At 38.6% G+C, this 14496-nt stretch carries 18 protein-coding genes; 8 read left to right on the top strand and 10 right to left on the bottom strand.

Going from position 1 to position 14496, the window contains the following annotated elements; translation table 11 throughout:
* Window positions 1-3: 3 nt before the first annotated feature.
* The 6 genes from E0E36_RS06190 (at window position 4) to E0E36_RS06165 (ending at window position 4362) form a co-directional block, all read left to right on the top strand.
* Window positions 4-636, top strand: a complete 633-nt coding sequence (locus tag E0E36_RS06190; protein ID WP_130855191.1) for a hypothetical protein — start codon at window positions 4-6, stop codon at window positions 634-636.
* A gap of 47 nt (window positions 637-683) precedes the next feature.
* The gene (locus tag E0E36_RS06185) at window positions 684-956 is read left to right on the top strand and encodes a hypothetical protein (RefSeq protein WP_130855190.1); all 273 of its coding nucleotides are present in this window, start codon (window positions 684-686) and stop codon (window positions 954-956) included.
* Window position 957: 1 nt separating this feature from the next.
* Window positions 958-1374 carry a helix-turn-helix domain-containing protein gene (locus E0E36_RS06180; protein WP_130855189.1) on the top strand — a complete coding sequence of 139 codons (417 nt, stop codon included), beginning with the start codon at window positions 958-960 and terminating at the stop codon, window positions 1372-1374.
* 8 nt (window positions 1375-1382) lie between these two features.
* Window positions 1383-1811 carry a hypothetical protein gene (locus tag E0E36_RS06175; RefSeq protein ID WP_130855188.1) on the top strand — a complete coding sequence of 143 codons (429 nt, stop codon included), beginning with the start codon at window positions 1383-1385 and terminating at the stop codon, window positions 1809-1811.
* Window positions 1812-2638: 827 nt separating this feature from the next.
* Window positions 2639-3433, top strand: a complete 795-nt coding sequence (locus tag E0E36_RS06170) for an SDR family NAD(P)-dependent oxidoreductase (protein ID WP_130855187.1) — start codon at window positions 2639-2641, stop codon at window positions 3431-3433.
* A gap of 17 nt (window positions 3434-3450) precedes the next feature.
* Window positions 3451-4362, top strand: coding sequence for a helix-turn-helix domain-containing protein (locus tag E0E36_RS06165; RefSeq protein WP_130855186.1), 912 nt, complete (start codon window positions 3451-3453; stop codon window positions 4360-4362).
* Between the two features lie 282 nt (window positions 4363-4644).
* Here the strand turns inward: E0E36_RS06165 and E0E36_RS06160 are convergent, their stop codons facing one another.
* From E0E36_RS06160 to E0E36_RS06145, 4 genes are all read right to left on the bottom strand, one after another.
* Window positions 4645-5571, bottom strand: coding sequence for an RpnC/YadD family protein (locus E0E36_RS06160; protein WP_130855185.1), 927 nt, complete (start codon window positions 5569-5571; stop codon window positions 4645-4647).
* Between the two features lie 148 nt (window positions 5572-5719).
* Window positions 5720-6304, bottom strand: a complete 585-nt coding sequence (locus E0E36_RS06155; RefSeq protein ID WP_130855184.1) for a hypothetical protein — start codon at window positions 6302-6304, stop codon at window positions 5720-5722.
* Window positions 6305-6449: 145 nt separating this feature from the next.
* A complete protein-coding gene (locus E0E36_RS06150) occupies window positions 6450-6674 on the bottom strand; it encodes a hypothetical protein (protein ID WP_130855183.1) in 225 nt (74 codons plus the stop codon).
* A gap of 135 nt (window positions 6675-6809) precedes the next feature.
* Window positions 6810-7019 carry a helix-turn-helix domain-containing protein gene (locus E0E36_RS06145; RefSeq protein ID WP_130855182.1) on the bottom strand — a complete coding sequence of 70 codons (210 nt, stop codon included), beginning with the start codon at window positions 7017-7019 and terminating at the stop codon, window positions 6810-6812.
* Between the two features lie 704 nt (window positions 7020-7723).
* Between E0E36_RS06145 and E0E36_RS06135 the strand changes: the two genes are divergently transcribed.
* Window positions 7724-9130: a TlpA family protein disulfide reductase gene (locus E0E36_RS06135; protein WP_130855181.1), complete on the top strand. Its 1407-nt coding sequence runs from the start codon at window positions 7724-7726 to the stop codon at window positions 9128-9130.
* A gap of 121 nt (window positions 9131-9251) precedes the next feature.
* Here the strand turns inward: E0E36_RS06135 and E0E36_RS06130 are convergent, their stop codons facing one another.
* Together E0E36_RS06130 and E0E36_RS06125 are read right to left on the bottom strand one after the other, a co-directional pair.
* Window positions 9252-9623, bottom strand: coding sequence for a type II toxin-antitoxin system VapC family toxin (locus E0E36_RS06130; RefSeq protein ID WP_130855180.1), 372 nt, complete (start codon window positions 9621-9623; stop codon window positions 9252-9254).
* Window positions 9617-9832: a hypothetical protein gene (locus E0E36_RS06125; RefSeq protein WP_130855179.1), complete on the bottom strand. Its 216-nt coding sequence runs from the start codon at window positions 9830-9832 to the stop codon at window positions 9617-9619. The genes E0E36_RS06130 and E0E36_RS06125 overlap by 7 nt, the downstream gene beginning before the upstream one ends.
* Window positions 9833-10295: 463 nt before the next feature.
* On the opposite strand from E0E36_RS06125, the gene E0E36_RS06120 reads away from it, so the two are divergent.
* Window positions 10296-11771, top strand: a complete 1476-nt coding sequence (locus tag E0E36_RS06120; protein ID WP_130855178.1) for an aminotransferase-like domain-containing protein — start codon at window positions 10296-10298, stop codon at window positions 11769-11771.
* A 153-nt stretch (window positions 11772-11924) separates the two neighbouring features.
* Here E0E36_RS06120 and E0E36_RS06115 read toward each other — a convergent pair whose 3' ends face one another.
* The 4 genes from E0E36_RS06115 to E0E36_RS27680 all read right to left on the bottom strand — a co-directional run bounded on the left by E0E36_RS06115 (window position 11925) and on the right by E0E36_RS27680 (window position 14482).
* Entirely contained in the window at window positions 11925-12671 is a 747-nt protein-coding gene (locus tag E0E36_RS06115) for an SDR family oxidoreductase (protein ID WP_130855177.1), read from the bottom strand.
* A gap of 337 nt (window positions 12672-13008) precedes the next feature.
* Window positions 13009-13917, bottom strand: a complete 909-nt coding sequence (locus tag E0E36_RS06110; protein WP_130855176.1) for a helix-turn-helix domain-containing protein — start codon at window positions 13915-13917, stop codon at window positions 13009-13011.
* 7 nt (window positions 13918-13924) lie between these two features.
* Window positions 13925-14281 (bottom strand): hypothetical protein, encoded by a 357-nt coding sequence (locus tag E0E36_RS06105; RefSeq protein WP_130855175.1) that lies wholly within the window; start codon window positions 14279-14281, stop codon window positions 13925-13927.
* A gap of 3 nt (window positions 14282-14284) precedes the next feature.
* On the bottom strand, window positions 14285-14482 hold the full coding sequence (locus E0E36_RS27680; RefSeq protein WP_149105923.1) for a hypothetical protein: 198 nt from the start codon (window positions 14480-14482) through the stop codon (window positions 14285-14287).
* Between the last annotated feature and the right edge of the window lie 14 nt (window positions 14483-14496).

Below are 14496 nucleotides of genomic sequence, written 5' to 3'. Positions count from 1 at the left end.
TAAATGTATAGAAAAAGACCTAACCTAATGCTTGGCTTTCATGGATGTGACCAGTCTGTGAGGGACGAGCTAGTAAGAAAACTGGACCTTGTAAAAAAAAGCAATGAATCTTTTGATTGGTTGAGAAATGGCTTTTATATCTGGGAAAACAACTATGCAAGAGCTTTAAAGTGGGCTGAGGATAAAAAAGCTAGGGGGACTCTCTCAACACCATCTGTTGTGGGTGTTGTTTACCAACTAGATTATTGTTTAGACTTCACTGATTCCGAATTTATTGATATTCTTGCCACTTACTACGACCTAATGAAAGGGGATTTGGAGTTTGCAGGAAAGAAATTACCTCAGAATAAAGACTTGCCTAAAGACAAATATCACGATTTAATATTAAGAGAATTGGATTGTGCGGTTATTGAATATCTCCATCAGAAAGTTGATGAACAGATACAGCTAGATCTGAAAACAAAGAAATTCACTAACTATAAACACTTCGATACAGTGAGGGGTGTATTTACCGAAGGTGGCCCTGCTTTTGACGGCGCTGGTATTCAAAAAAAGAATCATATTCAGATTTGCATAAGAAATCTGAATTGCATAAAGGGCTTTTTCATTCCTCGTAAGGAATCGAAGTTTCCTTAAAAAATCTAAAAAAACCCGGATAGAGACGAACATTGGAGCTGAAGTAAATGTTCGATGAAAACGCCCGTATCAACTACCATTGCTGTGGTTTTAAACTATCAAAAGCCTTTTTGCTCTCCTCAAAAATTTTCAAATCGTCATTTGATGCGGATATAAAAACAACAGACCAAGCGCAAAATTGTCCTCAAGTAGCACCGCATTTTAATCTTGCAAATACGTTAGCATTGGCGATTGACAATGCGCTTAGAGACGGAGATATTGAATGGGATGATGACTATTTGGATATCATTTACGAACAGAATTTGAAAATTGTATTTTGACATGAAAATATCAAGAAAAAAAATTAATAAGGAGCAAAACGGACAGCTGGAAATCAATGTTATAGACAATTGGCTAAAGGATAATGGTGACCCTGCTATTGAACGCCTCGTTAAGAAAAACCTAGCTATCGCGAACAAGATCGCTTCGCTTTTAGAATCAAAGGGTATGAAACCTGCTGATTTAGCCGCCGCCATGGGAAAACAGCGTTCGGAGGTATCAAAATGGCTATCGGGTCAGCATACTTTTACCACCAAAACGATTACAAAAATAGAAGAGGTGTTAGCTCAAGACATTATTCATATCGAGCCGAGCGTAAGAAATGTTTACTTTACTGCCTATGTACGTGTTGAAGATATTCAACCTGCCATCCAAGAAGATATTTTTGAGGATTCATTATATGAAGAGGTTTCTGCTTAACGAATACCATGGAAAAACGGACAATCATCGCAGAAAAAATTCACTTAGTACGGATACTTCCTTCCAGAGAATACTTTGACTATCAATACGCGATTGCAGATAAAGAGTTAAAACTTAATGTTGCGCAATCAACAAAACATAATTCGGAAAAAAAATCCTTTAAAATTTCGCTTTCCCTTTTCCTAGAATATGAGGGCCAGAAAATTGCAGATTATCTTTATGACTTTATTTTTCAGGTAGAAAATTTAGAAGAATATGTTCTTCAAAAAGATGAGAAGCCTCTATTCTCAGGCCTTCTTATAAGCACATTACTTACTATCGCTTATTCCACACTAAGAGGCATATTGCATACGAAATTAGCTGACACCGCACTTAAAGATTTTATACTGCCGGTTATCAGTCCGAATGAATTGTTAAAGTCGAAAATAAACACTTAGTTTTAGTTATTTCGCTATGATATAAGGCTGTATGAACTTCGCTAAATGATTCAGCTCGTATACGCAATCCTGTTGAGCCGCTCTACCCGCTAACCCCTACTTCGCTTCTTAACATGATTTTTAGGCCCCAACAAGACTAAATCATTTTAACGCTCATTTCATAAGGCCGTCATTGCCATTGCACGAGAGCCCCGTTCGGGTCTGACGATATCCTAAACAAAAAAGCCATGCACGTTTTTTTTGTGCATGGCTTCTTAACTTATGCTGTATACTCTATAGCTTTTCAACTACTTCCAAAGATAGTTTCAGACTTTTAGCAATTTGCTCGTTGCTTAAAAGTTCTGTTTCTTTTAAAGATTTAGCTGAATCCAGCTTCTCTTGATCTGCCTTTGCACGTTCTTTTTCTGTAGCCGATTTGCTAATATTTTAGCAAAAAATATTCTTTTGTTTCAAATAATAAAACGAAAAAGTGAAACAATCATATTCCTTAGCCTGGACATTGATTCGATTTTTCTCTAAATTTCACGATTGTTAAATAGAGCATGAAACTGTTTCACGAATTAGATCTCGGGTTATATGAAAGTGAATAGAAGACAACTTTCTGCGGGAGCGCCTGTAGTTTTGATTCTTTAGTCTAACATATTATCGAAAAACTAGTCTAGAAACCGAAGTATTCCTTCGACGGCTTTCCAGTTCTTTTTAAACTTTTTCTTGCTTTCATCGTGTAAAAACAATAGCCGCCCCGACATTTAAATACAACATGCCGACATTTGAACACTTTTAATTTTTCAAACAGTCGCAATTTTGCCACATAAAATTTGAAGAAGATGGAAGTAATATTGATTACAGGTGCAACAAGCGGAATTGGTGAAGCATTAGCATACCGACTAGCAAAGAAAAAACGCAACCTGCTTCTGGTTGCACGAAATGAACAAAAACTGAAACAGCAATGCGAACAACTATCAAACCAAAACGGAATTACCGCAAGTTACATTGTTGCAGATTTGAGCAAACCCGAAACCGCATATTATGTTTTTGAAGAGGCTAAAAAGAGAAACTTGTCGGTAAACGTTCTGGTGAATAATGCAGGAATTGGTTCAAGTGGAGAGTTTGTAAACAACAATTTGCAGTCCGAGTTAGAAATGTTGCAATTAAATAATTCTTCATTGGTAGCACTTTGTCATCTTTTCCTGCCCGAAATGAAAAACAACAAAAATGGAACTATTATAAATGTCGGTTCTATGGCTTCCTTTTTTCCAAGTCCATATATGAGTGTTTATGCGGCTTCCAAAATGTTTGTACGTTCATTTACCCAGGCATTGACCGAAGAATGCAAACCTTATGGAGTAAATGTAATGCTGTTTTGTCCGGGATTTACGAGTTCCAATTTTATGAATACTGCTGCCAACAATAATGAATGGGGAAAAATACTTGTAAAAGGTGCGTATACACAGACACCTGAACAAGTTGCCGCAGAAATGATAAAAGCATTGGAAAAGAAAAAAACATTTCATGTTTCAGGATTTCAAAATGCAATGTTAGCAAAAATAGGGTCTTTAATTCCATACTCTACTATTACGAGCGTTTTTGCTCAACGAAAAAGAAAAGAAATGGGATTGTAATTTATAAATTTGAACTTATGAACAAGCAGGAAGTTGCAACGGTAAATATTCGGTCATTGGCACAACAACATCAGCTATTGGGTTTAGCGAAACCGAAACATCCTTTGTTTAGTTTACTGCGATTTGAAGATTTCCCAAAAAATGAAGTGGAACAACGCACAAAATTAGTTTCGGATTTATATCAGATCACGCTTAAAAAAGATTGCCCTTGCAAAACGCAATACGGGCAAACGCAATACGATTTTGACGAGGGGGTCATGTCTTTCTTTTCTCCGAAGCAAGTGAACATTTTAGAAGTAGGCAATTTTATTCCGCAAACGGGTTGGTTGCTGTCCGTACATCCCGATTTTTTGAGAGGTTATCCCTTATCGCAAAAGACAAAAACGTATGACTTTTTTCATTATGCTGTTAACGAAGCATTGATATTGTCAGATGAAGAACAAAAGTCCATTGAAGCCATTTTTTTACAGATAGAAAAAGAAACAAGCTTACCGATAGACAAATTTAGTCAGGATGTAATTATTTCAAACATTGATTTATTGCTTACGTACTGCAATCGTTACTATCATAGACAGTTCATTACACGAAAACAAAATAGTAGTGAACTTTTAAGCAAATTTGAAAGCTTGCTAAATGCTTATTTTACGGAAACGGAAAACGGTTTACCGACTGTAAACTATTTCGCTTCTAAACTTAATTTATCACCAAAGTATTTGAGCGATTGTTTAAAACAACTCACAGGTCAAACCGCACAACAGCATATTCACGACAAATTGATTGAAAATGCTAAAGAAAAACTGACAAGCACCGGACTTTCAGTAAGTGAAATAGCGTATCAATTGGGTTTTGATTATCCGCAATCATTCAGTAAATTATTTAAACAAAAAACCGAAATGTCGCCTTTAGCGTTCCGGCAAAACTTTAACTGATAACTACTTCAAATATCACGCGCTCCTGAATACGCATTCCTCGGATTCGAAAACCTATAGTTATTGACTCAGCGCGAATTGTGTTCGGGGTTATAGGAAAGTGAACAGAAGATCAACTTTCTGTGGGAGTGCTGGAAGTTCTTATTATTTTACGCTCATTCCATAAGGCTGTTCTGCGATCGCACGAGAGCCTCGTTTGACTTATCTGTTGTAATTGAACACAAAAGCCATGCACATTTTTTTTCGGTGCATGGCTTAAATATGTATGATAAATAGATTAGTCTATTTATTCTTATTATCTAGTTTGGCGCGAATTTTTTGAACGAATTCAATTGATACCTTTGCGGCTCTGGCGGCTTGCTCATCGGTAAAGCCGAACTCAAGCAATAGATTTTCTACAAACTCTTTACTCTTTTTTTGTTCGCCCTTTTGTATTCCTTCTTTTGTTGCTCTATCAAGCATCAGTTCTTCTATGCCCATAGCTTCGCTCCTTCCTTTAACCGTTTGTATTTGTTTATCAAAAATAACATTATTATACTGATTATCAAAATGCACATAATACTTCAAAAAATTCATTAATGCTCTGATCTTCTTACTGCTAAGCTGTGCCTTCGCCAACTTTCGCAATAGCGTTCCTTTGAATTCCAGCAGCTCGCTATCTCTTTTCTCGCTGTCCTCTGCCCTATTGCCAACAAAAGCGCTCCTACCAACCAGTACCGCAAGAGCAAAGGGATTATCACTCTGTAGTAACTCTTGCTCATTAGAATGAGCCAGCTGGTATGTATTAAAGCGATAAGTTAAACTGGTTCCTTGATAGCTGGTTTCGTATCTATCAGGTCGCTTCATCTTGTATCCGTCCGTAAAGATGGCATAGGCACTGATACGTCGGTTGTATTTGTCCAATATCCTGTAATAGTAAGTGAACATACGCCTGGGGAAATCCTTTTGATACCTTCCTTGTACTTCTACATGAATCAGTATCCATTCCTCCTTCCCTTCCCAGGTGTTTACTCTTGCCAGCTTGTCCACAACCTTCGGCGAAAATTCATCTTCTTCGGGCGGGAATAACTGCTCGAGTTCTTTATCGAGAAAGGCGATGCCCTTTTTCAGGTCGTATATATCATCAGCCTCGGGATGCATGAAACGAAGGAAGTCATCGAAGATCTCTTCCAATATCCCCTTCCATAACAGATCGTCTTTTTTTGCCATCGACAGGTTCGGCTTTGGTTCTATGGCAAAGATACTGAAAACAACTGAATATTACTAATATTTTTAGCACAAAACATTTACAAGGTATTAACAATATTCAATCCCTTCGCAAATCTGTTTTATTTAATTGTGTTACTCAAAAAGAGAATTAGTCATTTTGCTTTTTAACAAATTTCAGCGTCTTAACGGCTTCTAAAACTGCTTTCTGATTCTCTGGCTTTAAATCATGTCCACTTAACTGGAATCGGACGTTGTTGTTACCTACAGCCCATAAGCTATCGAAATAGACCCCCGTTATGCCATTGCCAGCTTGCTTTGGTTCTACGATTTTAGCGGTTCGTCCATTAACTTCAAATTGAGAATAGTTGTTTACATAAAACTCATCTGGATTCTTACTTGTATCAACCTCCGCGACAATATGTATATAAGGCTCTTTCAGCAGCCTTTTATCAAAATACCGGGTGGAAGATTTAGGTATTAGTACAATTGATTCTTCTAATGAATTGGAGTAGAATCCTAAATCAAAAGACAAGGTATCTTGCTTATCAATAGCAATCTGTCCTACATAAGAATCGATCCCTTCCGCCTGTACAGGTTCCCATGTTTTCGGGACTTCAATACTGAAAGATTCAAAGTTGAGCGTTTTAGTATCGGAACACGAGGAGACAATAATAGTTGCCAATAGGCAGCAACACTGTAATCTGCGAAAAACCCTATCTAATTTTAATAACACACACATTTATTTCTTTAATCGAAAGCTAAACGGAATATTAAAATCTGCTTTCCCGCAATCCTCTGGAATTGTATCCTTAGTTTACATTGCTAGTCAGCAATTATTTTCCAAAGTTAATCATTTATATACTACTTTTTTAAGCCCATCATATTGGAGGATAACTTTGGATTGCATGAAGCCTCTTCATTTTCTCTTCCTGTTTTTTTATGGACCTAAATAATCTTCGAATCAGCTTGCGGAGCTTACTCCCTCCGGCTTCCTCTGAAGTCGATTTAATTTCGCAAGCTGAATCACTTGCATTTGAAGTGGGATCACCTAGATTGAATAGCCAGTCACCACTCTTTTCGTAGAAATCGGTTATACTTTTCATAATCTAAAATCAGACGTCTAAATAGCAGTCACTTAGGCAAATATAAGGTATTTTTTAAAATTGTCGGCAATTCGCTTGTTGCTCAGTAGTCTTGTACGAAAGGCAGTATGGTAAAGAATATCCGATCATTAGCGATTAATCGTCGTTAACATATGCCAGTATATCCCCTGGCTGACATTCCAAGGCCTTGCATATGGCTTCCAAAGTTTCGAACCTTATTGCTTTCGCTTTGCCTGTCTTCAATATTGACAAGTTGGCCAAGGTAATACCTACTTTTGATTGCAGTTCGTTGAGGGACATTTTACGTTTGGCCATCATCACATCCAAGTTTACTACTATAGCCATCTCTGTTAAATAGTTAATCGTTGCTCCTCCTGAATCATAGTGCCTACTTTATAGATAAATGCCAATATCAGTACAAATATACCAATCTTGATATCTGCCAAATCATAGCGAAAGCTAGGGAAAGAGGTTACAACGTCATTTGCAAAATGATTTAATCTTTGCCAACTGTATAGGGCGATACCGATTTTTAGTATTCCATAAACGAGATATAAACATCCAATCAACGTAATTCGCTTTGTTATTCCTATTGTAAAAGGATTGGCCAGATTAAGTTTGCTAACGGTGGACAATAAAAGTACACAGATCGTGAATGTAAACAGCGAAGAGGGGAAATCGTGATAACCTTTAACGTGTTGATACAGTATTCTGTCAATAATATTATCCGAATTGAAAACATAGGTTCCGCTATTAACCGAATAAATTCATAGATTTAGGATATGATTTAATTAATACAAATTTTTCTATATACCATTAAAGATACATTATTGATCCGTTAAAACTGACGAAAACAGCAAGTTCATTAGCCGTCATAATTCTATTGAGCTATGAAGAGTTAGAAAAAGATTTTTGATTTTAAAAAAATGAGAAGATTTAGGAAAGTATAAATTTCCTCCTATCGACGATTTGGCAAGTGTATCTACGCTATTACGTTTGAAACTTTTAAAAAATAACTTAACTTCATACCAATTATAACTTCCTATTTTATGATACAACGAATAAGTCTGTTAAGTACCGTACTTATTTCTCATCTGCTGTTAAACTGTCTGCTTGTCTCAGCGCAGGAAGACGATTCTGTAAAATTTACGGCTATTGAGGATAGTGTCATTTCTATAAGAATGCAGAAAATGCTCGGTAGCGGCCCTGATGGCAACATATCCTTTTCAATAGGGGTACAAATGGATTATCCTGAAGAAATAAAGGTCTGTAACCGTAATGTCACCGGTATTCCGGAAAGCATTCGCCAGGCAACTGCTTCCTTTTTAATATTGGATAATTTTCAATTCTATTTTCAAAATTATATTGCAGGAAAAATGCCTAAAACTTATTTCCTGCAGGAAGCAAAAAAAGCCGGATGGGATTTAAAGGATACCCTGTTCCTTTCTCGCGAACCCCTGCGGTGTGTACTGCAATTTGTTACGGGTTTAAACGACAAAGGTGAAGCCATTTTTATTGCAGATATTAATGGGAATAATGATTTCTCTGATGATGCGATAAAACGCTTATCGAGTTTAGCTCATTTAACGTATGGGGCGTCGCCGATTCCCGTTCCGGTGGATTACAGTGAAAGCGGTCAAATTCTTAAAGATACAGTGCATATAATTTTAGCAAGCCACGAAAAGGACAGTGAGGGTAAACCCATGCTTACTATAACGTATCCTGAGTTTTATTACCGAAAAATATACAGTAACGGGATCCCTTATTACTTATGCTGTGGGCGTTCAATCGGTGATCCGCTTAGATTGTATGTCGTGCCGGAACAACCGAATTTCAGTCCAATGCAGAGGGACAAAGGTTACAGATTGGGCGATCTGATCCAATTAAATGGTAATTCATTTATTTTCAAAAATAGTTTGAGTCACGGCAGGATAATACGTTTGGAAGGGAAAGGCCTAGGCGCCATTCAGATCGGTCAACAGCAGCCCGGATACGCAGATGTAACCCGCGCAGATATCGATACGAAATCTGTGAGAAATCAAGTAGGTTTTATCGCCCCAACGGTAGCAGGTACAAATATAATCGATAACAAAAAGATCAATACCGATAGCCTCAGGGACCGCTGGGTTTTTATCGACTTCTGGAGCACTACCTGCGGCCCATGCATAGAGGAGTTTCCAAATCTGAAAAAGCTGTACGGAACGGTGGATAAAAGCAGGGTTGAGTTCATTGCTGTGGTTGATGAGCGTCGTGGAGCTAGCCTTCAGGAATTGATGAGGAAACATGAACTTCCCTGGCCTACACTTAAGATGGGAACCGGCACAACCATGGAAGGCTATGACATTTATTCTTACCCTACCACTGTACTGATTGATCCAAAGGGTAAAATTGTACGAAAGGATATACGCGGGGAGGAATTAAATAATGTATTGCAGGATTTGCAACTGTTGCAATAATTGGATTTTAGAGGCGTACTTCGTACGCCATACGTTCCTCCCTGCCTACCAGCATGCAGATTTAATTTCGATGTTTCTTGATAAATAATGCTCTTCTAGAAGTTTTTGCAGAACTAAGATATTAGAGGATTTCTAAGTTCTCAATGCGCTTGAAATGTTTTTTGTTCAGTGTAACAATCGGCATTTCATGAACCAAACAGGTAGCAGCGATAAAAATGTCTCTAAATTCAATCATCTTATTCTTTAGTCTTAACTCATGATATAACTGAGCCGCCTTTTGTGCTACCGAATCTGTAAAGGGAAGTACAGTAAAGTATGCCGTGATAGCTTCCACATCTCTTATTTTATCGCTCGTAGTAGCTCCCATATAGAGTTCATACAGCGTAACAGCCGAGGTATAAAGACCATTATCCGCAGAGATCTTATACAGTGTGGTTGATAGTTTATCTTTTGCCCGCAAGTGTTCGATAAAAACTCCTGTATCAACTACCATTGCTGTGGTTTTAAACTATCAAAAGCCTTTTTGCTCTCCTCAAAAATTTTCAAATCGTCATCAGACCATACGGACACCTCTGCCAGCTTCGATTTCGCCTCTGCCACATCTGTTCTTTTTTCCTGCTGAATAACTACTCCTAGTTCTTTCAGAATCTGCTTTACTAAAGCAGTTTTATTTTCCGGTATATTGATAGTCAACTTCTCCATATTACAAATTTACTAAAAACATGAGATTTGAAGAAATCGTTAATACGCATGCTTTCCTATATCAAAATGATAAGCTGACAAAACCAGGTATCTTGCCCATGCGCTACATATCAATACTATAGAGAAAACAATTAATAAAAAGAGAGTCCTGCAAATAATAGCACAGAAGATCATTAAGGAACTTCAATACTAAATACTGCCATATAATGAGTAATTACTACGCTTCAATTGTTCGAAGGTAGAAACACAAAAAAATTACGCACGTTTTATCTATTGACGTAAAGATTACATCTGTTAGTGACTATACGAACTTGTTTGGATTTAGACATGCTGCAGACCTATTGGTTTTGATTACCCCTAATGTAGTTGATTATGCCTTAAATCATGATACTTTTAGATAGAAACAAAATTTTTCCGTAAATTATGTTCCATTATTTTGTGCGTCGAGCACACACCTTTAAATATGGCAGTTCAAACATTACCTTTTAGTACCCTCATCGCTGTTGACAGACAGTCCGCAATACCTATTTTCAGACAGGTTGCAAATAGTTTGGTGGAACTGATAAAGAATGGAAAACTAAAACCGGGGTATCAATTACCGGCAAGTCGGGATATGGCGTCAATGCTAACATTAAACCGTACAACGGTAGTTGCTGCCTATGAAGAACTGCAGGCTCAGGGTTGGCTTGAAGCGATAGGGCGGAAAGGCAACTTCATTGCGCAGCAGTTACCGGTAATGAGCCCCAAGTCGTTCGACATGGGCACCTCAGCGAAATTTCAATCAAAGGACCAAGAGATCTTTTATCGACAGGTGGCTATTCGAAAACCAATAATCAGGCAGCTAAAACCTTACCAGCTAATGATTAATGATGGTTATCCTGATGCCAGAATTGCACCGGTAGACCTGATCGTTGATCGGTACAAATTTTTATCAAGAAAAACGAATGTTCATGATAGGTTATTAGCTGACGGTTCAAAGGGTAGTATATCGTTAAGAACTGAGCTTGCTCTTTTTTTGTCGAAGACCAGAGCCCTCGATATTATCCCTGAGCAAGTGCTGATTACTCATGGTGCACAATTGGCAATAGCTGTCGCGGCCAGTATGATACTCCAGCCTGGTAGTACCGTTGTTGTAGGCGACCTTAATTACGTCTTGGCAGATAGGCTTTTTGAACAGCTAGGCGCTAAGCTTATAAAAGTTAAGGTTGATCAGGATGGTATTGATGTCGATGCAATTGAAAATATCTGCAAGCAATCAACACCGAGTCTGCTTTACATCATTCCGCACCACCACCACCCCACAACGGTTACGCTCAGTGCCGAAAGGCGAGTCAAACTTTTAGACATTATTCGCCGCTATCGTCTTCCTGTAATCGAAGATGATTATGACTATGATTTTCACTACGCAAGCGCCCCTATATTACCTTTAGCCAGTGCTGAACACGATGGCTACGTTCTTTACATTGGCTCAATTTCTAAAACATTGGCTCCAACTATCAGGCTGGGATATTTAGTTGGCAGTGAAGATTTTATATGGCAAGCATCGAAGCTAAAACAAGTTCTAGATATTCGTGGTGATGTATTATTCGAAGAATCTGTTGCTCATCTTTTCAACATCGGCGAAATGCAAAGACATTTGAGAAGATCTGTAAAACTATACAAAAGAAGGCGGGATGAGTTCTGCGAACTATTAAATTCTTCTTTGGGAGATATTGCCAATTTCAGTACTCCTAATGGGGGTATGGCAGTTTGGACTTTATTTGATCCTGAATACTCCATACCCCAACTCTCAGAAAGGCTTGCTACCCAAGGTATATACATGAACGATGGCAGCATCTATAAATATAAGCATGACGTCAATGGAATAAGGTTTGGCTTTGCCTCGCTGAATATGAGTGAAATGCAATCTTTCGCAAATGCACTAAAACGATCCCGATAAACATCCCTGCAATTATATTAAGGCAATCTAATGGAAGGCTTAGCTCTATGCTTAAAGTGGAGCCTCATTTCCGCTGAAAGCCGGAATGTCACAACAATAACAGAAAGATTTCAATAATATAATCCGATAGATTTTGTAAAGGTCCTCAATGTATTATGATGACTTTCTTGTCCAATCATCGAACCTTATCTTACCTGGATAGAAATCGCCGGCAGGAACTAATCCTGACTTTGGCATGCTATGGAACATGTATTTGTCATCCTCGTTAGCTACCACAACTTTATCTTCACCTTTCACCTTCAAATAGTTTTCCACGAAGTTGTTCATCAATCCGCGGTCAGGCCCTGCTATTTCAACGATCTTATTTTTAGGCTGTTCCAAAGCGAACATTACCACATAATCTACAACATCCTGCAATGCGATCGGTTGATAGTCAATTGTTGAAACATGGACGTTCCGGCCTTCGCCCTGAACAGCGATGATGGTGCTTACATGCTCATGAAATTGTGTTGAACGGATGATAGTATAGGGTATGCCTGATTCGATTACGGCATCTTCCTGATACTTTTTTGCTTGCAGATACCCTATATGTTGTGCGCGATCTGTTCCGACAATAGAAAGTACTAGGTGGTGCTTAATAGCTGCAAGCTTTTCAGCTTTAATTAGATGTTCAGCGGCGGTACGAAAAAAATCCAAAGCGATTTGATCATCTGGCGATTGAGAATTAGAAAGATCGATTACGATTTCAGTTCCCATCAAGGCTTTTGCCAGTCCTTCCCCCGTCAGGATATTGATGCCGGATGAGGGCGCTCCAACAATTACCTCATTCCCCATACTTTCCAATTTTTTACTTACTCCTTTGCCCACAAGGCCGGTTCCTCCGATTACTAAGATTTTCATGATTCATTTATTTAAATAAAACTTAATCAAACAAAAACAGACGCCGATTATAAATGCGAAGCTACTGCCTTGTTTATTTACAAAATACGATATAAAACAGATAGAGATGACCATCCAATATTCGGATTTGCGACAGTCCAGCTTTTGCATTCAACTAAATAGAATAACGAAAATATCACTGGATACTACGGCCAGTTAGGAAAAGTAGTGTTATCGAAGTGATTAATGTATAGAAAAAGACCCGACCTAATGCTTCCGACGAACCGGCTACAGTCATTTGGTTACAAGTCCAGGCAGAATTTTACTGTTGCATACTGGCCCGAATTACCTGTGCATTTCAGTTGAAGGATTGCCTGAAATCCAATGGGCTTTGCTTAGTCTTGCTTTTAAATAATTTATTGAAAGACTGAGGATGCTCAAACCCGAGTTGGTAGGCGATCTCACTTACAGACATCTGCGTCGTAGATAATTTCTCTTTGGCCTTTTCGATCAGCTTCTCATGGATGATCTGTTGCATCGTCTGACCGGTCAGTTGTTTCAACAGGCTACTTAAATACTTAGCCGATAGGTTCAAAGCTTCAGCAAAGTATTGCACGCTTGGCAGCCCTTTAGAAAGCAGCACTTCGTTCTTAAAATAGCTTGTTAAGATCTCTTCCACCCGATTTAAGACGTGATGGTTAGTGATCTTTCGGGTGATGAACTGACGTTGGTAAAAACGCTCGGCGTACTGCAGCAACGTCTCCAGGTTGGAGATAATAATATCTTGGCTGAATCTATCCATATTGGAATGATATTCAGTTTTAATATTTTTGACCAGGTCATTGATCACTATTTCCTCCTTATCAGAAAGGAAAAGCGCTTCACTGGTAGCATAGCCAAAGTAATCAAAACGCTTGATCTTGACAGCAAGTGATGTGTTCCAAAGAAAGTCGGGGTGTACGAAAAGCATCCAACCTTCCAGATCAGGCGGCACACCGCTCGCTTCACCACGCAGGATCTGGCCGGGCGCCATAAAGGCCATAAGGCCTTCGTCGAAATCGTATTTCTGTTGCCCGTAATGTAAACCGTCGCAACCTCTTTTCATAGATATCACATACAAGTCGAAAACGACCGCCTCTATTCCTGTGTCATTTTTCAGGCCTTTCAGATCCACGATGCTGATCAGCGGATGATGGGGTTTCGGTAGTCCCATTAAACGGTGTATCTCCGTTATGGAACTGATTCGGTAGGGTTTCCTGTTTGTCATACTACATTTACTTAAATTTGAACGGATACTTCAGCCATATCATAATTAATGGCATAACTAAAAACGGGATTTCTATCAACGCGATGCGGTAATTTCCTGCTCGTAGCGCCAACCCCATAATCATAACAATCAGGGCCGCATTTAGCATATTGCCCAGAAAAAAAGTGCGTGGGATGAGTAAAAGTACGCCAACCGCTATGGCTGCACAAGCAAGATATGGAATGAACGTTTCGCTAATTCCTAAGCTTTCCATCATCTTAACGGATTCCGGATTGCTTTTGTAGTATACGGTATCCCAGGCATGTTTAAAACTAAGCGTTACCGAAATGAACAGCAGTGCTGCGGAAATAATGATTCTTATCATAGTTTAGTTGAGGACAAAAGTGTTCATGATGTAACCTCCGATTATCGCTATCGGCACACCGATCATTGCACTTGTTAAAGCTTTTCTAGCCTTATTTGGATGTGCCTTTCTGTGTCTGAAATAAAGGAAAAATCCTATAGGGGGAAGGGCATTGGAAGCGACAAACCAAAACCTCGACAGCCTGTCTTTATTATCTTTCATGAGCGTTGTTTTTA

Origin of the sequence: Olivibacter jilunii (assembly GCF_900607235.1) — a bacterium.
GTDB classification, from domain to species: domain Bacteria; phylum Bacteroidota; class Bacteroidia; order Sphingobacteriales; family Sphingobacteriaceae; genus Olivibacter; species Olivibacter oleidegradans.
This window is presented reverse-complemented; position numbering and strand designations above follow the sequence as displayed.